Source organism: Halobacillus sp. ABR2_026, assembly GCF_056158545.1.
Window position 1 is genome coordinate 1298096 of record NZ_JBSWTM010000001.1, and the last position, 18301, is coordinate 1316396.

The 18301-nt window shown below is 44.6% G+C and carries 24 protein-coding genes, 1 pseudogene and 1 other annotated feature; of the genes and pseudogenes, 17 read left to right on the forward strand and 8 right to left on the reverse strand.

The annotated features are described in order from the left end of the window. Positions 1 to 28 precede the first annotated feature (28 nt). Positions 29 to 973 (forward strand): DUF2268 domain-containing putative Zn-dependent protease, encoded by a 945-nt coding sequence (locus ACXADE_RS06650; protein ID WP_474979697.1) that lies wholly within the window; start codon positions 29 to 31, stop codon positions 971 to 973. 15 nt (positions 974 to 988) lie between these two features. On the opposite strand, the gene ACXADE_RS06655 is transcribed toward ACXADE_RS06650, so the two are convergent. Further along, a complete protein-coding gene (locus ACXADE_RS06655; protein WP_474979698.1) occupies positions 989 to 1420 on the reverse strand; it encodes a PH domain-containing protein in 432 nt (143 codons plus the stop codon). 150 nt (positions 1421 to 1570) lie between these two features. Here ACXADE_RS06655 and ACXADE_RS06660 point away from each other — a divergent pair, with 150 nt between their 5' ends. The 4 genes from ACXADE_RS06660 to ACXADE_RS06675 all read left to right on the forward strand — a co-directional run bounded on the left by ACXADE_RS06660 (position 1571) and on the right by ACXADE_RS06675 (position 5614). Next, a complete protein-coding gene (locus ACXADE_RS06660) occupies positions 1571 to 2281 on the forward strand; it encodes a VOC family protein (RefSeq protein ID WP_474979699.1) in 711 nt (236 codons plus the stop codon). Then, the gene (locus ACXADE_RS06665; protein WP_474979700.1) at positions 2274 to 2534 is read left to right on the forward strand and encodes a hypothetical protein; all 261 of its coding nucleotides are present in this window, start codon (positions 2274 to 2276) and stop codon (positions 2532 to 2534) included. The genes ACXADE_RS06660 and ACXADE_RS06665 overlap by 8 nt, the downstream gene beginning before the upstream one ends. Positions 2535 to 3536: 1002 nt before the next feature. Next, positions 3537 to 4667, forward strand: a complete 1131-nt coding sequence (gene dnaN / locus ACXADE_RS06670) for a DNA polymerase III subunit beta (RefSeq protein ID WP_474982206.1) — start codon at positions 3537 to 3539, stop codon at positions 4665 to 4667. A gap of 80 nt (positions 4668 to 4747) precedes the next feature. Continuing rightward, positions 4748 to 5614, forward strand: a complete 867-nt coding sequence (locus tag ACXADE_RS06675) for an aminoglycoside 6-adenylyltransferase (protein WP_474979701.1) — start codon at positions 4748 to 4750, stop codon at positions 5612 to 5614. A gap of 63 nt (positions 5615 to 5677) precedes the next feature. On the opposite strand, the gene ACXADE_RS06680 is transcribed toward ACXADE_RS06675, so the two are convergent. Continuing rightward, positions 5678 to 6604, reverse strand: a complete 927-nt coding sequence (locus ACXADE_RS06680; protein ID WP_474979702.1) for an oxidoreductase — start codon at positions 6602 to 6604, stop codon at positions 5678 to 5680. 273 nt (positions 6605 to 6877) lie between these two features. Between ACXADE_RS06680 and ACXADE_RS06685 the strand changes: the two genes are divergently transcribed. Continuing rightward, positions 6878 to 7075 (forward strand): hypothetical protein, encoded by a 198-nt coding sequence (locus tag ACXADE_RS06685; RefSeq protein ID WP_474979703.1) that lies wholly within the window; start codon positions 6878 to 6880, stop codon positions 7073 to 7075. Between the two features lie 54 nt (positions 7076 to 7129). Here ACXADE_RS06685 and ACXADE_RS06690 read toward each other — a convergent pair whose 3' ends face one another. Beyond that, positions 7130 to 7552 carry an RDD family protein gene (locus ACXADE_RS06690; RefSeq protein ID WP_474979704.1) on the reverse strand — a complete coding sequence of 141 codons (423 nt, stop codon included), beginning with the start codon at positions 7550 to 7552 and terminating at the stop codon, positions 7130 to 7132. Between the two features lie 129 nt (positions 7553 to 7681). Here ACXADE_RS06690 and ACXADE_RS06695 point away from each other — a divergent pair, with 129 nt between their 5' ends. The 5 genes and pseudogenes from ACXADE_RS06695 to ACXADE_RS06715 all read left to right on the forward strand — a co-directional run bounded on the left by ACXADE_RS06695 (position 7682) and on the right by ACXADE_RS06715 (position 11452). Then, positions 7682 to 7909 carry a hypothetical protein gene (locus ACXADE_RS06695; RefSeq protein WP_474979705.1) on the forward strand — a complete coding sequence of 76 codons (228 nt, stop codon included), beginning with the start codon at positions 7682 to 7684 and terminating at the stop codon, positions 7907 to 7909. Between the two features lie 105 nt (positions 7910 to 8014). Next, a pseudogene (locus ACXADE_RS06700) lies at positions 8015 to 8833 on the forward strand (alpha/beta fold hydrolase). A gap of 205 nt (positions 8834 to 9038) precedes the next feature. Then, positions 9039 to 9224, forward strand: coding sequence for a hypothetical protein (locus ACXADE_RS06705; protein ID WP_474979706.1), 186 nt, complete (start codon positions 9039 to 9041; stop codon positions 9222 to 9224). Positions 9225 to 9296: 72 nt separating this feature from the next. Further along, positions 9297 to 9521, forward strand: a binding site (T-box leader). A gap of 44 nt (positions 9522 to 9565) precedes the next feature. Then, positions 9566 to 10804: a tyrosine--tRNA ligase gene (tyrS, locus tag ACXADE_RS06710; protein WP_474979707.1), complete on the forward strand. Its 1239-nt coding sequence runs from the start codon at positions 9566 to 9568 to the stop codon at positions 10802 to 10804. Beyond that, on the forward strand, positions 10805 to 11452 hold the full coding sequence (locus tag ACXADE_RS06715; protein ID WP_474979708.1) for a nucleotidyltransferase domain-containing protein: 648 nt from the start codon (positions 10805 to 10807) through the stop codon (positions 11450 to 11452). 44 nt (positions 11453 to 11496) lie between these two features. Here ACXADE_RS06715 and ACXADE_RS06720 read toward each other — a convergent pair whose 3' ends face one another. The 3 genes from ACXADE_RS06720 to ACXADE_RS06730 form a co-directional block, all read right to left on the reverse strand. After that, on the reverse strand, positions 11497 to 12297 hold the full coding sequence (locus ACXADE_RS06720; protein ID WP_474979709.1) for a cytochrome c oxidase assembly protein: 801 nt from the start codon (positions 12295 to 12297) through the stop codon (positions 11497 to 11499). Continuing rightward, a complete protein-coding gene (locus tag ACXADE_RS06725; protein ID WP_474979710.1) occupies positions 12290 to 12760 on the reverse strand; it encodes a DUF2243 domain-containing protein in 471 nt (156 codons plus the stop codon). Before ACXADE_RS06725 ends, ACXADE_RS06720 begins: the two co-directional genes overlap by 8 nt. A 91-nt stretch (positions 12761 to 12851) precedes the next feature. After that, on the reverse strand, positions 12852 to 13226 hold the full coding sequence (locus ACXADE_RS06730) for a nuclear transport factor 2 family protein (protein ID WP_474979711.1): 375 nt from the start codon (positions 13224 to 13226) through the stop codon (positions 12852 to 12854). Between the two features lie 73 nt (positions 13227 to 13299). Here ACXADE_RS06730 and ACXADE_RS06735 point away from each other — a divergent pair, with 73 nt between their 5' ends. Genes ACXADE_RS06735 through ACXADE_RS06750 form a run of 4 tightly spaced genes read left to right on the forward strand, consistent with a single transcriptional unit; the run spans position 13300 to position 15699 of the window. After that, a complete protein-coding gene (locus ACXADE_RS06735) occupies positions 13300 to 14091 on the forward strand; it encodes a class I SAM-dependent methyltransferase (protein WP_474979712.1) in 792 nt (263 codons plus the stop codon). Further along, a complete protein-coding gene (locus ACXADE_RS06740) occupies positions 14091 to 14618 on the forward strand; it encodes a nucleoside/nucleotide kinase family protein (RefSeq protein WP_474979713.1) in 528 nt (175 codons plus the stop codon). Before ACXADE_RS06735 ends, ACXADE_RS06740 begins: the two co-directional genes overlap by 1 nt. A 27-nt stretch (positions 14619 to 14645) precedes the next feature. Then, on the forward strand, positions 14646 to 15521 hold the full coding sequence (locus ACXADE_RS06745) for an aminoglycoside 6-adenylyltransferase (RefSeq protein WP_474979714.1): 876 nt from the start codon (positions 14646 to 14648) through the stop codon (positions 15519 to 15521). A 40-nt stretch (positions 15522 to 15561) separates the two neighbouring features. Then, on the forward strand, positions 15562 to 15699 hold the full coding sequence (locus tag ACXADE_RS06750) for a hypothetical protein (RefSeq protein WP_474979715.1): 138 nt from the start codon (positions 15562 to 15564) through the stop codon (positions 15697 to 15699). Between the two features lie 41 nt (positions 15700 to 15740). Here ACXADE_RS06750 and ACXADE_RS06755 read toward each other — a convergent pair whose 3' ends face one another. After that, positions 15741 to 16040, reverse strand: a complete 300-nt coding sequence (locus ACXADE_RS06755; RefSeq protein WP_474979716.1) for a DMT family transporter — start codon at positions 16038 to 16040, stop codon at positions 15741 to 15743. 2 nt (positions 16041 to 16042) lie between these two features. Beyond that, the gene (locus tag ACXADE_RS06760; protein WP_474979717.1) at positions 16043 to 16375 is read right to left on the reverse strand and encodes a DMT family transporter; all 333 of its coding nucleotides are present in this window, start codon (positions 16373 to 16375) and stop codon (positions 16043 to 16045) included. Positions 16376 to 16504: 129 nt separating this feature from the next. Here ACXADE_RS06760 and ACXADE_RS06765 point away from each other — a divergent pair, with 129 nt between their 5' ends. Then, complete coding sequence (locus ACXADE_RS06765; RefSeq protein WP_474979718.1) at positions 16505 to 17347, forward strand: LysR family transcriptional regulator; 843 nt, start codon at positions 16505 to 16507, stop codon at positions 17345 to 17347. A gap of 28 nt (positions 17348 to 17375) precedes the next feature. After that, a complete protein-coding gene (gene rbsK, locus ACXADE_RS06770) occupies positions 17376 to 18266 on the forward strand; it encodes a ribokinase (protein ID WP_474979719.1) in 891 nt (296 codons plus the stop codon). Positions 18267 to 18301 lie beyond the last annotated feature (35 nt).

The following is an 18301-nucleotide window of genomic DNA, read 5'->3' on the forward strand; positions in this document are numbered from 1 at the left end:
AAAAGGGAGGGGAAATAAGATTCGAAAAATGAAGACTGCTATCGTTCCTTGGCTTTGGATTTGGATGGTTTTTCTCTTGGGCTGCTCAGCAGAAGAGCCGGTCACGGGGGAACAGGAAAATCGGTTTTCTTACAAAGATCAGGAGTTTGAGATCATTACCTATGAACAAGAATACAGGAAGTATATGGAGGAAATGGAGACAGGGAATTTGACGGACTCTTTTCATGCCTATGTGCTTGAGCCGTTCCGCATCCAGGCATTTGGTGAAAATGAAGGTTATTCTCTTGTAAGTGCCGAGGACTGGCATTTCCTCCCTCCGGAGAATAGGGGTTCTTTGAAGAAGACGGTCGATTACTTGGATGAAAATGAAGCGGAGATCCTGAACACTATCCGTACAGCGATTGAAGAATCCGTTGACGAGCTTCCGGGTGAGGACAAGGATATTCATATTTTCCCTTCGAATCCAGACAATACAGACGGCATGAGCAGGGTGGATGATCTCTCAGGAGTGACATGGAACGATGAATTCATGTTGATTACGATCGGTCGTCGATTTTCAGAAACAGAATTGAAGCAGCTGGTCGCTCATGAATATCATCACATGGTTTACAACGAAAGTAATGAACCACGGTATACACTTCAGGAAAGTGCTGTAGTGGAGGGGAAAGCAGAGTATTTTGCGCATTTGTTATACCCCGAAAGTGAGAGTTCGTTTACTGAACCATTACGCGGCCGCTATCAAACGAAGACCGTAGATCTTTTTCTTGAGTATGCTGATTCTACGGACCCAAGCGTATTGGGTGATTTCTTTTACGGTCACCCTGGCCATGATATCCCCCCAAGATCTCTTTATAGGATTGGTTATCAAATCTTGGAGGGATTTATGGAAAAGCATCCTGACTTTTCTGTGGAAGAGTGGACAAATGTATCATCCGAAAGAGTTGTACAAGAAAGCGGGATAACCAGCGAATAGGGGCGCTACATTCGTTTATTTATGAAGCTCTATATCCGGGTTTTCATCGGATAGCATTTGAATAAACTGCTTCTCATTTTCCGGTGAAATCAATGTTGATTTGTAATTCTTATGCTGGACTTCGAGTTTTTTTATCGATAGTGCAGGGGCGGAGAGAGGACTTTTGATCCGCTGGACCCTGGTAATATCTTGGACGTTTATCTGTTTCCTAAACGGTCCGGACTGGATGTATAAAGACCCGTTTCGTATTTTATAACCGGTGCCGAACCAAATCCATAACAATACTAAGGTGGTCATACCACCAAGTACATATCCCAAAGGATCACGGTAAGAGATTATTTGAAAACCAAACGTTTGCCCCCCGATAAGATAAATGAAGACGATAAAAACGATCATGCCCCAAATGATAATCGTATAGAAAATATCTTTTTTTGATGGAAAATTCATGAATATCCCTTCCTTTCTATTAGAATATACGGTAAATGATGGGAATAAGTTTCGGAATTTCACCTCCTTCTGAAGTCGTAGAAAGAATCGTTCTGCTTCCTGAGGTCATTTGGGAACAATTACGATATTCTGAATATAGAGGAGAGGGAGGTGGATCGTTTGGAGATTGAGTCTGTTACCTTACAAACACGGGATTTGAATACGTTAAAAGAGTTTTATCTCAAACGCTTAGGTTTTAGTAAATTAGATATACATAACCATGACTTTTCCATTCGCGTAGGTGAAAGCGCCCTGAATTTTACAGAGGGAATTGGAAATCAAGCGCCTTTTTATCATCTGGCTTTCAATATCCCATCCAATCTTTTTGATGATGCGAAACGCTGGGTGAAGGACAAGGTGAACTTGAATATAGAAAATGGTCAGGAAGAAATAGAGTTTTCGAGTCTTAGAGGTAGGTCGTTCTACTTTTCCGATCCTGCTGGAAACATAGTGGAGTTCATTTCAAGGGAGAACGCCTCTGAGCGAGTAAAACCATTCCATGCAGAATTATGCCTCAATATCAGCGAAATAAGTTTAACCGTTGAAAATGTCCTACAGGCCGCTGAGGAATTGGAAAAACTTTCGTTAAAACCAAGGGAGAAGGGGGCTGTCGACAAGACAGCATTGAACTTTATTGGAGAAAGGGATCATCATTGCTTCCTTCTTCTCGTTAGTCCAGGCCGAAGGTGGATTTTCTCAGATCAATACTCAGAAATTTATCCAGTCGAAGTAAAGGTTCGGGGAGAAGGACGTATAAGCATTGATGGTGCCGGCCGTTTATCGGTCACTCCGTTGAAAAAAGGGAGGCGGGAAGATGAATGATATCGTAGCCATATGGTTGGATGAAAATCATGAATACGGGGTCATGGAGAGAGAAGATGATCGATTCGGGTCGTCCTTCCATCCCATCTGGACGAATACGAGTACACAGCAGATCATTATTATTAACAAATTATGGTATACAACCTATACAGGAGCCCGTCATTTTTTTCGGCTGCATACGAACGATTACAGAGTTTCCGGCCGTATGCAGAAGGTCGATAAGGGGCATGTAGGTTTCGAAGAATCTTCATGAAATTAGTAAAAGTGTTCAAGAAGGAGCTCTCTTCGGAGGGCTCTTCCTTTTTCGGTATAGAAGTAACCGTTTGAAGTCTACCGGTTCATCATTCATAAACATTCGCAGAACCTTTTTCTTCTGAATTATTGTAACAGGGAGGAGGAACGTATGTTCTTTTCGAATAGGTAATGAACGGAATATAAGAGAGGATGATTCGATGGAGTTTATTGTAAAAAAGGCTCTGTTAAAGTTTAGTATTGATATGACTGCAAAAAAGGGACTTCCATTTTAAGGAAGTCCCTTTTTATATTTAGCTTATTCAACGAAAGCTCCCGTTTGTGGAAGACTCAGTTTTGAGATGTTTGTGTGGGAGTTAGGGGCTGCGGGGGATGACTCGCTTTCCGCGGGAGCGCGGTGAGCCTCCTCAGGCTTACGCCTTGCGGGGTCTCACCCAGCACTCTTTTCCCGCAGGAGTCTCGCCATCCCCCTCCGCCCCTTGGCTAGATCAGGTTCTCGAAACCCCTTCATGAATCATCAGCTATTCTAGTTGGTGAGAGGATAAGGATCATATTCCCAAACCGAGGGGCTCGAACCTGGAAAGCTTGATACATAGCGTTTTATGCTTACAACAACCGGGGGAATGGAAGACTATCCAACGTTGACAAAGGGGTTCGTTTCTCGCATGATCGAATGGGGTGGTTGGGAAGCTGCGAGACTCCCGTGGGAGAAAGGAGATCGGCGAGATCCCGCAGGGCGATAAGCCCGAGGAAGCTCGGCACTCCCCCACAGGAAAGCGAGTAGCTTCCCAGCCACCCCTGGCACTCAACACAATAACGAACCCCGAACCCTCTCGAAATCAAGTCTTTAAGAATCCTGCCGTTTAGCTAAAGACTCCGTTTCGAAATTATAATCCAACAAGATTCAATGGTTGGATCATGAAAGTAGATCATCTAAAGGTTTCGACATTTGGAATAAATCCCCTTTTACCATCCTATCATTCATTGTCACTTCCATCCGTTGATGCCAATATCAACACTGAGCTTTAACAGAGCCATAAAAAAAGATGTCCTGGAACGTTCGATTGTAGAAGTTGCCTCTATTATCCATTCTAAAGCCATGCTCCCTGTCTTATCAGGAATGAAAATAGTTGCCGGACATGATGGCTTGGAGTTATTAGGGAGTGATGGCAACATGTATATCAGGAAAAAAGTGTTTCCGGGAGAAGGAGGGCTGCATTTGAGGAAAGCGGGGAGTTGTGTTCTCCAGGCGGGTCTTCTGAGGAACCTAATTAAAAAGTTACCAGGTCAGGTCCATATAAAAAGAGAAAACAGGAAGGTCATCGTCCGGTCGGATGCAGTGAATTCGACACTTTCCTGCATGTCTTCGGATGAATATCCGGAGTTTCCTGATCTCCCGGGTAACAAAGGTGTGGTAACGAACAGCGAAATTCTCGTCGACCTGATTCATACTACACGGTTTGCGTCAGCGAAAGAAGCGGACCGATCTATTTTGACGGGCCTTCATCTTATTTTTACAAAAGGTAATATGGAGGCATTAGCTACAGATACCCTCCGTCTGGCATCGCGAAAAAGGAGGGTGGAAACAGGTGTGGATGATTCCTGCACGGTACACGGAGCAGCGATGAACGAGTTGGTAAAGATATACAAAGCTAACCCGGAGAAAGTGAAAATGGTCGTCGCTGACAATTTTTTCATGATAACATCAATGCATCGATCATTTCTATGCCGGGTTATGGATGGATGCTTTCCAAACCTTAACGACCTTTGGCCGGAATCCTATCAATCTTCTTTCATTGTCGATAAAATGAAATGCCTGGCCAGTGTGGAAAGAGCAGGATTATTCGCCAAGAAGAAGAGGAATCAGCAGGTGAAACTTTCTTTCAAGGAAGTGATGACCGTTTCCTCCGAGTCTTCTCAAATGGGAAGCATAGAAGAAGAGTTATCCATAGAGGAGAGGGAAGGGGCATTTGTAGAAGAGGTCTTTATTGACAGCCGGTTCCTTTCACAGGCTTTACAGAGAACTCATGGACAGCAAATACGTATTTATTATCATGGCCCGATACGCCCACTGGTCATTCAAAGTATGGAAGAGAGCAGCCAGAATCATCTCATTTCACCTGTAAGGGCATAAAGAGGTCTACTGGATTTTAGATTTTCTCTGCTTCGGTTCTTTTAGGATCCAGGAAAATAACCAATTAAAAAGGAGAAGAAATGGATCATTCCTATGATATTTTAATTGAAAAAATTAGACAGTGGTCACTGCGTGAGGAAAGTATTATTGTAGCAATGGTTGTTGGTTCCAGAGCGCGCTCAACTTTACCTGCAGACCAATGGTCGGATCTTGATCTCGTTTTTTTCGTTGAAGATCCAGCCCGCTACATAGAAAGTGAAGAGTGGGTAGGAGATATCGGTTTCTATTGGATGAGTTTCGTGGAACATACAGCTGTTCATGGAGTCAAAGAAAGGAGGGTATTGTTCGAGGAAGCTAAGGATGTGGATTTTGCATTTCTTCCCATCCACAAGTGGAAAGAATACATGGAGATGCCGGAAGTACAGCAAGTACTTAGCAGGGGGTATAACATTTTGATAGATAAGGGGGGATACTCCAGGGAGCTCCCTTTTTTTCCAGCTTACGAAGACCTCTCGTCGTATCATCCCTCGGAAAGTGAATGGCGTTCGCTCGTCCATGATTTTTGGTACCACGTCGTGTGGGCGGCCAAGAAACTGTTGCGCCAGGAGTTATTCGTAGCAAGGTTGAGCATAGATGGCGGGCTGAAACACCAATTGCTTACAATGTCCGAATGGCATGCGAAAGCACTACATGATTCCGGGATTGATATATGGCATAAAGGAAGATTCTTCGAGCAATGGGCGGACCCTCGAATTTTAAAGGAACTTGAGAATTGTTTTGGTCGATACCATGAAACAGATCTATGGATCTCTCTCTTCAAAACCGCGGATTTATTTGATTGGGTAGCAGAGGAAACGGGCCGGAATCTCTATTATCCTTATCCTGAAAAGGGGACACTTTCTGCGAAAGATTGGTTGGAGCGGTGGAGGGATGGCAGAGGTTTATAGAAAAGCAACGCATGTAAAAAAAGCGGAAGGTGTCGAGGCTTCCGCTTTTTTGTTATGCATTTATCAAAAGGAGTAAGTAACACCTGTCATCTCTTCAGAAATTTTCCAAAGATGATCTGCATCCATGACATCATAGGCTTTAGTAATCGGTGACACGGCGACTGGGTTTCCTTTAAGTTCCCATTTTCCAGCAGGACCGAAATACTGTCCGCCATGGACGTCCGGGTCGGTCGCGGCCCTTAGACCTGGTAGAGCGCCTTCTTCTGCATTCTGGGTCATCGGCTGGAGCAAACGGCCAAGGATTTTGAAAAGGAATTTATCTTCGATGTATCTCATCAAATTGGTGCTGGCCATTCCAGGATGGGCAGCGGTTACCGTGATATCCAACCCGTGCTCATCGATTTTCCGCTGAAGCTCCTGTGTGAATAACAGATTGGCAAGTTTAGACTGTGCATAGGCTTTCATCGGCGTATATCCTTTTCCATCTTCGAACATAAGGTTGTCAAAATTCATCTTTCCAGATTTATGAGCATTGCTTGAAATATTGACGATTCTAGCATTAGGTGTGTTTTTCAATGAATCGAACAGATGGCCGGTCAACGCGAAATGACCGAAATGATTGATTCCGAGTTGTTGTTCAAAATCATCCTTCGTCTTCCCGTAGGGTGTGGTCATAACGCCGGCATTGTTCAGTAGAAGGTCGAGCCGCGCATACTTTTCCTGGAAGGCTTCTGCAAAAGTTTGGATCGACTGTAGATCACTTAAATCCAACGGCATGACATCAATATCAGCGTCCGGATTTTCTTTCTGAATGGATAAGTATGCCTCCTGCCCACGTTCCATGGATCGGGAAGCGAGAATGACGGTCGCTCCTCTTTTCGAGAGAGCTTTGACAGATTCGTAACCAAGCCCGCTGTTTCCACCCGTAACAATAACCGTGCGTCCTTTCAATGAAGGGATGTCTTCCTTTGTCCACGCTTGTTCTTTCATTCATATCACTCCTTATGACATTTATCGTAAATAATTTCACGCTATATGTAAAAAGAACCGCTTTCAGCTAAACCTGTAAAAATGATGAAACGAAAGAAGAGTTACGATCTTTGAAGAAAGTTAGGGAAGGTGAATATGTCATCTTTTTGCTCTGGAAAGAGGAAAAGAAGTGGACGTCGCCATTAGTGAGACGTATTTTTGAACGAAGAGATATCTTTTGAAATAATGAAGAGAAGAGATTCGAGAATGTAAACAGGGGAGGGACATGTACATATGCTTTCGAACATTCTTTGGGGATTGTTTTTACTTTTGTTCATAGCTTTCATGATATACATGGACAGACGTAAGTCGAAAAAATGGAAAGGCCAGCCACCGGTAAGGAAAACAGAGCAGGAGAAAGAAGTGGAAAGGGCCGTCGCCAAGGAAAAAGGATTCCGGGGCGGGCCGCCTTCGGGTGGTGGAGACATGTGAGGACCTCTTTCTCACAATATAAAAAGCCCTCTTAAACGAGGGCGATAGTGCTTGTTAGGATGCGGGTTTATCGTGCGTCACATAAGTGCCGGCAATTAGATCGTGGAGGGCGCGTTTGTCTTTACGGACTCCCACCATGATGGCGCTCACAAGTAAGGCAATTCCTAAGGTGAGGGAATAAATCATGCCTCCGACCAGCTCTCGTAAAATCATTGTACCTATATGTACATTTTTACTGGCATCCACACGGACGATGCGGTTGTCGGCTGCCCGTTTTCCAAGGGTATATCCAGACCACAACACTGGCAGTCCGATGATATAAGCGAGCCCGATCAAATCCACCCAGGTCCACTCTTCCAAATAAAAGGCACCGTAGAAAAGAGTGGAAAGTAAGCCTAACGTAACGGTAATGAGAATGCCGTCAATGACTCGTGAAAAGACACGGACCCATAGACCGGCAGGGTTTTCTATGTTCAAATAATATCCTCCTAAATAATGACATGTTTCCTACTGTAACATAGATCTTTTTAAGGAATCTATTCGTTTTCCTCTAGAAGTGAAACTTATGACACGGTCAATCGTATGGAAAGATAAGGAGGGATTCGTATGTGGGGATTACTCATTATTGTCGGACTATTCGCTTTGCCGCTTTTATTCGGTTTTCTAAGGGATGCTTACGGTGGAAATACGAATAAGTTCCACGGAGATGAATTGAATAAGCAACGCCGCTCTTCAGTTAGGAAACGTTATGATTCTGCGGACAATAAGAAAGAGGAAGTTCGTCGTCGTGCTGAAGGCCATTATGGTCAGAATGGGTTTAATGGTCCCAGCTGATGATCTGTTTAAGCCAGCGATCTCACGCTGGCTTTTTTATTGGTACTTGGAAGAAAAACATTAGCGTGACGAAATCAAAGGAAAAGGAGGAGAAAAGATGTTTGAATGGGGAATCGAAATAAGGAGACGATCGTATTTCTTCATGGGTTGGGAAGCAGTGGTAAGTCCTTTGTAGAGTTGGCTTCTCACATGCCTGGCTATCATATCCTATCCTTCCATTTGTCCGGACACGGAGGGAGCGAACCGAAAACAGAGGAAAAGGATTATTATCCATCTACAATGGTTTCAGAAATTCATGAGAAGATAAGCTAGGAAACATTCTTCCTGGCTGGTCATTCATGGGGAGCTCATCTCGCTCTTTATTATGCCTACATCTATCCAGAGAAGGTTAAAGGTGTGATTTTACTTGATGGTGGGTATTTACCACTGAATCGAGACAGTCTGGAAGATGAATTGGTTCAAATAGAAACCTTCCACAACAACTACCGGTTTGAGAGTGAAGATGATTTCTTCACTGCTGAAAAAGAAGAACTCGGGCGTTGGTCAGAACAAATCGAGGAAGCATCTCAAGCTCAAATTGAGAAGGTGGATGGTGAGGTGAGGCTGGCTGTATCTATTTTCACGGCACAAGCGGTCATTAAAGGGATGGTCGCAGAACCTGTTGCTTCTATTTTAGATAGGATTGATCGGCCTGTGATTTTATTACGAGCCACTTTGCCTGAATATTTGGAAGGGATAAGGAAGCCTTGTGTCGCAAGGATGAATGAAAGACTGCAAGATTTCACAAGTATCCCATTAGATAACACCAGTCATGATGTATATAGAGATGCTCCTTGGAAAGTGGCTTCTGTAATCGAAGATTGGGTGGAAGGCGTCAATTTTGAAGACAGAAATATACGAATGAATCAAGGAGGTACCTCATGACTACGGTAGGTTTATTAGGAATGACGCATAACCCCGTAATGCAGTAAATCTCCCATTTGCAGCCCATCCACAAGAGCAGAAGGTGCTGTCCATACTTTTTAAATAGACTTTCTTTACACGGGACAATGTGTTTCCGGGCATTTTTAATAATGATGGAAGCTGTGGTAAAGTGTAGGGAAATAATGTAAGTAGGGAGGACGTCCTCATGAGTCAGGGGATCACTATAATCATTTACATAATCATCACCGCTCTTACATCTACACTCCTTTTCTTGTTAGTGACGGCTATAGGGGATACAGGAGAACCAATCATTGTTTTTTTATTGTCTTTCATTTGTATACAATTATTGTTTCGTCAATTAGAAATTTTCTCTGAAAAAAGGAATCGCTGAAAGCTGGAGCTTAGAAATAAAAAAATGTTGACATCTTCTTCCTTTCCGCGTAACATAATCCTAACTTTAATACTCGAGGCAATGACAGAAATCCAGTAATGAAGAGATCCCTGTTGGCAGAGAGTCGACGGTTGCTGTGAGTCGATACACATCTCTTTGTGAATTACCTTCTGGAGCTTCTTTTACGAAAGCTTTTGTGAGTAGTGAAAGACGGTAAACCCGTTATCTTTTTGAGGGGAAGATGAGTGCATCATTTTCAACTTGGGTGGTAACGCGTGCAGAAGACACGTCCCATGATGGGGCGTGTCTTTTTTGTATTCAAAAAATAGGAGGGCTGTAGGGTGAAAACACAATTGAATGATGGACAGAAAAAAGAATTCGAAAAGCAATGGGAGGTTTTATCTTACGGGGTATCCTCCATTATTCCGGAAGCAGAATTCAAAGAGAAAATTGCCAAATCGATAAAGAATGGAAAACCTCTGAACGTGAAGCTGGGGCTTGATCCGACGGCACCTGATGTCCATCTGGGGCATACGGTTGTTCTCAATAAGCTGAGACAATTCCAGGAGTTCGGTCACACGATCCAGCTCATCATAGGTGATTTCACTGGGAAAATCGGTGATCCAACAGGGAAATCCATTGCTCGTACCGCCTTAACGGATGAAGAGGTAGAACACAATGCCAAGACATATTTTGAACAGTTCGGCAAAGTGATGGATATGGAAAAAGTAGAGCTGCACTATAATGCCCGCTGGTTGTCGAAGGTCACTTTTTCTGAAGTTTTGAAGCTTGCGAGTACTGTTACTGTGGCCCGCATGCTTGAACGTAATGACTTTCACAACCGTTACAAAGCAAATAGGCCGATTCATCTTCATGAATTCTTCTACCCTGTTATGCAGGGGTACGACTCGTATGCCCTTGAATCTGACATCGAACTTGGAGGGACAGATCAGGAGTTCAACGTTCTCTTCGGGCGTCAAATACAGGAGCATTTCGGGAAAGAAAAACAAGTAGTTCTGCTTATGCCTTTGATTGAAGGTCTCGATGGAGTCGAAAAAATGTCGAAGTCGAAAGACAATTATATTGGAGTCGATGAACGACCGGAGGAGATTTTCGGAAAAACGATGTCCATCCCTGATGAACTCATTCTCAAATATTTGGAACTTGTTTCCCCTTTATCCATATCTGAAGTGACAGTAACAGCCCGGCAATTGGAGAGCGGAGAACTTCATCCGCGTGACGCTAAAATCACACTTGCTTCCTCATTAGTGGAATTGCTTCATGGAAAAGAAGCAGCCCTATTGAGTCAAAAACATTTTGTGAATGTTTTTCAGAAAAACTCGCTCCCTGAGGATATGCCGGAAGTCGAATGGAACGAAGGGGAGATCCTTGTCGTTGACCTCCTCAAAGAAATTGGTTTGCTTCCATCCAAAAGTGAAGGGCGCAGGATGATTCAAAATGGCGGGGTGAGGATCAATCGGGAAAAAGTGACCGATCCTAATCAAATGATTTCAGGGGAGGACGGCACGATTGTCCAAGTCGGAAAAAGAAAGTTCGTCCGTTTGAGGAGATCATCCTGAATGGAAACGAAAAGGGGAATAGATGGAATGGAACGTGAACAATTTTTAGAAAAAGCGACGGCCCATTTGAGAGATCACTACAAGTGCCACACCGTCATCCTGTACGGTTCATACCTTTCCGGTGATTTTACCGAGGAGAGTGATGTCGATTTGATCGGGTTCACTGATCATTTGGAGACCCAAAATAAAGTAGAAACCTTCAATGGCAAACTGTTGGATGTCTGGGTTCACCGAACCGATGATATGCAGACAGCAGAAAATTTCCTGAAAGTTCACCAAGGGGCGGTGCTTCTCGATCAAAAAGAGGTCGCTGCTGATTGGCTGAGTGAAATTGATTCCATGTTTAATGAAGGGCCGAGAATCCTTGAACCTAGAGAAAAGCAATTTCTTAAAGATTGGTTGACTAAAATGAAAATCCGATCAAGAAAAGGGGACATGGAGGGAAGGTACCGGTTCCATTGGCTGGTGAAGGAAAGCCTTGAAATCTATTTCGAGATGATCGGCCGTTGGTATATGGGTCCGAAAAAATCGATGAACTGGCTGGAGGAGCATGACCCGGAAGCGCATCGGAAATACGATAAGCTACTCGAAGGTCCAGGAGACCGACGAAAGCTCGATGCCTGGATTGATCATTTGCAAAAACTTTAATAGAGAAAAAGGAACTTCCGTAAAATAGGAAGTTCCTCTTTTTTTCATATAGGCTGTTCCTCTCCTTCCCGCCATTTATTTGGATCTTTCGCTTTGAACCATTGCCAGCACAAAATGAAAATGAGGACAGCATCGATGATGTCGCCTCCATAATACATGAGCATGGATCCGGCTTCTGCTTGAGAACGATCGATGCCTTCTGGTGGGTTGCTGTACAGATATTTGGACAAGATGCCGTGACCGGCCAGAGCGAAGAGAAAGATGATTGATCGAAATAAATAACGGTAACGGTGGGCAACAGGGTCCATGTAAATCATGGATGAGGTAAAAAGATACCCGGCTGAAAATACATGCAGGTGGACAAGAACGTGCAGCCAGAACATGTGATGCATCATTTGATATAAATCCGTTGTGTAAAGCACCCACAAACCGCCGATGTTAAGTATAGACGCTGTGATAGGGTGACTGATGAATTTTACATAACGACTTCTTAAAAGCCTTGAGACTCTTTTGGCGTCAGGAACTGGAATACTTCTTAACAGTAACGTCATCGGTGCCGCAAGGACGAGCAGGAGCGGTGACAGCATTCCTAACAGAAGATGCCCGATCATATGGAAACGAAAGTCTGTGCGAGCTTCAATGGCTAACGGACCAATGAGAGCCGTCGCTGCACAAATAACCCCGGCAATCCAGAAGATCACACGTTTAACCGGCCACTTCTGCATGCGGGGAGATCGGTTGGATACAATTGATGCGATTATGTACAGGAAAATAGCAAGGAAGAAGGGGATCCCTTGAATCATATCGAGCACGATCCCTCCTTCGTTTGGAGGATGACTAGACATCAGAAAGTCCTCCATCTCTCCTGTTTCGTTTCATGAGGACCAAGCCTGCGCCGATCATGAGGACGGCTATGATATTCCATGTTAAATCGTAAGGAATAACATTTTCTACATAGCGGATCTGGTGGAGGCGCATCAGTTTGTGTTGGATAATGCCGTCATACAGTTGAAACGATCCTGCCCCAACAAGGACTCCGCCCCACCAATATTTCAAAGATAACTCAGCTCTTCTTTTTAGGTCAGCGAAAAGGAAAAGACCTCCGATCGTCGAAAACCAGCTGAAAGCATGGAAGAAACCATCCGATATGAGTCCGATGTCTGTCGTGGATTTATCATAAAAGTGATGCCACCTCAATAATTGGTGGAAAATCGTTTCATCAATAAATGCTGCAAGGCCGATTCCAAAGAGGAGACCCGACCATAAGTTTTTTCTGTTGAAACGGTCGTGCTGTGGTGTTACTTGCATGGAGAGAGACCTCCTTTTCAAAATTCTTCCTAATTTTTACCCCCTAACCTGAAAAGGTAAACGTGTCCTTTCCTCGACGGGAAAGCTTAGTTTAATTGTTCATTTTCTTATATTCATGGATTTGCAGCTGCGTAGGCGTTCCCTGGTGGAAAGACAATTGCCATCGGCCATCGATCCATTTCCATATGGAACTACGGAGCGTCTTTCGGTTTCTGGTTTTGTCTTCCACATAATAGGAGGCGAGCACCACATCTTCTGCCAGGTGTTCGATTTCATAGTGGTGAAGGGTCATGTCAGCAAGGACAACTCCTTCATCAAGGCAGATTTTCTTGTTATAGGGGAGGCCGGAACTTCCAATCTCCCAGAAATCATCGGCTAAAATACGATCAAGCTTTTCTCGCGATTCACGTGTGCTCGGGGAAAGGTGTTCGTTTTCTAATGCTTCCAGTTGTTGTTTGGTAGACATTCGAATTCTCCTTTTTGTGTTAAAATTTTCATTGGGAATATTATACTCTCATTCTATCAAAGGGGGGATGGTCATGGATTATGGAGATGAATTGTTTAAGGGAACGGCCTCTTATTACACAACATACCGGCCGACTTATCCTTCAAGCTTGATCCGGTTACTAGTAGACTGGTTTTCTTTGGACGGAACAAAGAGGATATTGGATATCGGATGTGGCCCAGGTCGATTGGCATTACGACTTACAGACTGGTGCCGTGATGTTATTGGTGTGGACCCAGATGAAGAGATGCTTGCTGAAGCGAAACGTCTGCAGCAGGAGATGAGGGTGACCGGTATAGAATGGTTTCAGGGGACGTTCGACCAATTCCACCGGGACCGAGAAGACATGTTCGATCTTGTGGTCTTCGCAAAATCCTTTCATTGGATGGACCGAAAAAAGACACTCGCCTTGATGTATGAGCGAATCCACAAAGGAGGGGGAATAGCAATTATAGATGAGCATGAACTCCACAAAGTCCCTGAACCGTGGCAGGTCCGGTTCAGCGAAGTCGTTGAAAAGTGGTATGGCAGAGATCGAAAAGCCGGACGGACAACTTATACTCATCCTTCTGAAAGCCATGAGGAAATCTTGCGACAGTCTCCCCTTCAATTGGAAACCGTACGATTACCGGCAGAAAACCACAGGTGGACGATCGATTCGATCATCGGCCATCATTATTCCACTTCATATGGCGCCCGGAGATTCTTAAAAGGGAAGGAACGTGGATTTGAAAATGAAGTACGAAAGGTGCTTACAGACTTCAACCCTGAAGGTATTTTTCATGAACGAAGGAATCTGTCAGTGAAAGTGGGGTGGAAGATTTGATGAAGAAACCGATGGTCATAAGTGTAGCCGCTGTTTCCGGTGGTGGGAAAACGACAATCGTAAAGGAGGTTCTAAGAAGAATGGACCACGCAGAAGGGCTGTTTTTTGATGATTATGATTTTGCAGAGGCTCCAAGGGATATCGTTCAATGGGCCAAGAACGGACCGAATTATAACCTTTGGAATGTAGACCCTATGATTTCAGACCTTCAATCCAACACGGAAGTATCGTTTATCATTCTTGATTATCCATTCTCTTATCGTCATAGGAAAATGGAAGCATGGATCGACTATTCCATTTACATTGATACGCCTCTTGATATCGCTATGGCTCGACGGGTTCTGCGAGATCAGTCGGATGGTTCCAAAGAGGTTATGAACCATTACCTGACAGGAGGCAGGGAAGCGTATAAGGTAATGATCGATACGATCAAACCGGATGCTGACCTGGTGTTGGACGGTACAAAGAGTGTTGGTCATCTCGCAGAAGAGATCATCGAACAGATTCATAAGAATACAAACGAATAACACGGTGCGCAAGGAGAGGAGATACATATGAGAACAGAGAAGGAAATGATGGATCTAATCTTGGATGTCGCTGAGAAGGATGAACGGATCCGGGCAGTGTATATGAATGGCTCACGGACAAACCCGACGCTTGAAAAAGATCTTTTTCAGGATTACGACATCGTTTATGTCGTGGCGGATATGGATGCTTATCTTGAAGACGAGATGTGGGTGGATGTGTTCGGGGAGAGGCTGATGATGCAGGAGCCGGATAAAAATGATGGGGAAGGTGAACGTGTTACCAGTGATTTTTATGGGTACCTGATGTTGTTTGCCGATGGGAACCGGATAGATCTGCACTTGGAAACGCTGACGCACATGGAAGACCATTATGGGGAGGATAAGCTCACTATTCCTTTATTGGATAAAGATGATTGTCTCCCTGCTATCCCGAACGCTACAGATGAAGATTATCACGTCAAAAAACCATCCGAACAAGAGTATCTCGCACGAGCCAATAATTTCTGGTGGTGTCAGCAGAATGTGGCCAAGAGTTTATGGAGGGATGAAGTTCCATACGCACAGTTTATGCTGGAATGTGTCATCCGCAGAGATCTTAATCAGATGGTTTCCTGGTGGATCGGCATCCAAACGGATTTTAAGCGGTCGACAGGAAAGGCCGGTAATTACTTTAAACCCCTCCTGCCGGAAAGCTATTGGAATATGTATGAGGCTACTTTTGCTGGTGGATATAGGGAAGATGTCTGGGAGGCGCTGTTCAAAGCTGGAGGATTGTTCCGCACTTTAGCATTAGAGGTGGCCGAAACATATTCGTATTCATATCCGGAAAAGGATGATGAAAATATGACGGCTTACCTCAAGAAGGTCCGTGGACTTCCAGCTGATGCTGAACGAATTTTTTAAATCATTAGGATTGGACATTCCTCAATAGGAAAGGGAGGAATTGAATAAGATCGGAAGTATTCATATAGGAGGGATGGTCGTCTATTTTATTATTACTGATGGTGGTCATTACCGGATTCGTTACGTTCTTATGGAAGCGGCTGGACCGCATCGAAGCAAAGCTGGATCAGCTCCTTGAAGAACGGGCGTAAGATCGGAGGGAAACGGATGCCCTCCGATTCAGTGAAGGATGACGACACCAAGAATGATCAGACTAATGGATAGGAATTTTCGGCGACTCGCTTTTTCTTGAAAGAGAAGAATACCTGAAATCGTAGTCGCTGCTATGGAGACCCCCGACCAAATGGCATAGGCGATACCGATTTCAATCGTTTGGACGCTCAGCGTAAGAAAATAGAGGCATCCACCGATGAAGATAAATGATGCGAGACTTGGAATCGTCCGCTGGAAGCCTGAAGAAAGTTTCACACAAAGATTACCGATCGTTGCAAGAATGAGCGAAACGATTAAATAACCCACAGTTATCCACTCCTTTGGTGAGTCGGCACTGTCAATCCCACAATCCCTGCAAGGATCATGGAAAGGCCGAAGAATTTAGATAGGGTGAAGGATTCGTGAAACAAGCCCATCCCCAGCGTGGTGATGAGCAGGGTACCTCCTCCTGACCATAAGGCATTGATCCACCCGATTTCGTTTTCTTTCGTGATGTAAATATACAGGCTAATCGCCAGCGCATAGCAAACAATGACGGTCAGTCCTGCACTCCATTCGGTGAAGCCCTGGGAGTATTTCATAAACGTCGCTCCGACAACTTCCAACAAAACAGAGAAAGCCAGCAATACATAGGTTTTCATCATTACGCCTCCTCGTTGATTTCCTACTTCTCAGGGTAAAAGGTGAAAGAAAGAAAAGGAACGATTTATTTGTCATGTCTTCATAACCTCAGGTTATAATGGAAGGAGAAGAACAGGAGGGAAGGGCTTATGTTACAGAAATTGAAGGCATTTATCGAAGTGGCGAGGCAAAGGAGCTATACGAAAGCGGCGGATTCGCTCTTCATTTCACAGCCGGCACTCAGCAAACAGATGAAAACCCTGGAGGTAGAATTAGGTTTTTCCCTGTTCAACCGCACAGCCCATGGTGTGGAGCTGACAGAAAAAGGGAGAGGCATGGCTGAGGAACTGGAACCACTGTTCGGCCGGATTCATCAAACGGTCATCCACTATCAATCCCACGAGGAGAAAATCCGGTTTGGGTCCACTCCATTTCTTACTTCCTATTACCTCCCCCAATTTTATGATGCGTTGAAGCGGGCGAATCTCCATGTGACTGTCGTCAGGGACGATAGTACAGACCTTCTCCCATTTTTGGACAGCGGAGACATTGACGCGGCAATCATCCAGGACCTACCAGAATATAAAAAGTATCCTTCAGCTAAGTTGTTTAGGGACTATTTTACAGCAGCTGTTCCTGTGTCATCGAAGCTTGCCGACCAACCAATCGTCACAATGAAGCAATGTTTGGAAGAACGGCAGATTATCCCGACTCGAGGGCCGCTTGCCGAAAAAATGCGGTCGATCATGAAGGAGTATGATTACAATGGAGATATCATTGAAAGTCAGTATCATGCCATGGCCGGCTTAGTATCGCTCGGAATGGGGATTGCCTATCTACCAAAAATGATGGTCAGTCAGATCGAGTACAGGGGCGTCCAATTTCTTCCGATTGATGAGAGTCCTTTGACACGTACGATGTACTTGTATTCTCGGAATAGGGAGAAATTAGAGTATATGAAGAGCTTGTTCATGACTTCGGGTAAACTGTAACAAGTAAAATGAGGAAAGGATGAGACACATGGGGCAACCAAAAATAGCGGTCATTGGCAGTTCTTCCATCGATTTTGTCGTTACTTCCAAAAAAAGACCGCAAAAAGGGGAAACAATACTCGGGGAAGCATTTGAGACGTTCCCGGGCGGTAAGGGTGCCAATCAGGCTGTGGCAGCTTCCCGTCTGGGAGCGGAAGTTTATATGATTGGATGTGTCGGAGAAGACGCATTTGGAGAAGAGATCATGCAAAACTTGAAAGCGAATGGTGTATGTACGGATTTTATGGAGGAAATAGAGGGAGAAAAAAGCGGGACAGCTCATATCATATTGGCGCAAGGGGATAACAGTATCATCGTCGTTAAAGGGGCGAATGACCGGCTGACGTCTGCGTACGTAAAAAAAGCCGCGCGTTTTCTTGAAACTTGTGACCTTGTCCTGATCCAACAGGAAGTGCCTGAGGAGACAGTAGCAGTAACTGCAGAGCTCTGTAGGAACATTGGTGTTCCTCTTCTCCTCAATCCCGCACCGGCTCGCACCGTTCCTGTTCAAGTTTTGGAACAGACGACGTACATAACACCAAATGAACATGAGGCAGCACTTATGTTCGGAACGGAAGAACTTTCCACCGTGTTAAAAAGATACCCTCGGAAATTGTTTGTTACAGAAGGGTCGGCAGGGGTCCGCTATTTTGATGGTCAGCAAGAGGTGATTGTACCTTCATTTCCTGTGGACCCTGTGGATACGACTGGCGCGGGCGATACGTTTAACGCAGCCTTTGGTACAGCCATTGCTGAAGGGAAATCAGTGGACCAAAGTCTTCTCTTTGCCAACCGGGCTGCTTCTCTCTCAGTCACTGGATTCGGCGCACAGGGCGGAATGCCATGGAGAGAAGAGGTGGAGAGAGGCATGAAGAATTGAGGGGGGAACGTTTAGTTCTTCTCTAAGCGGCCACC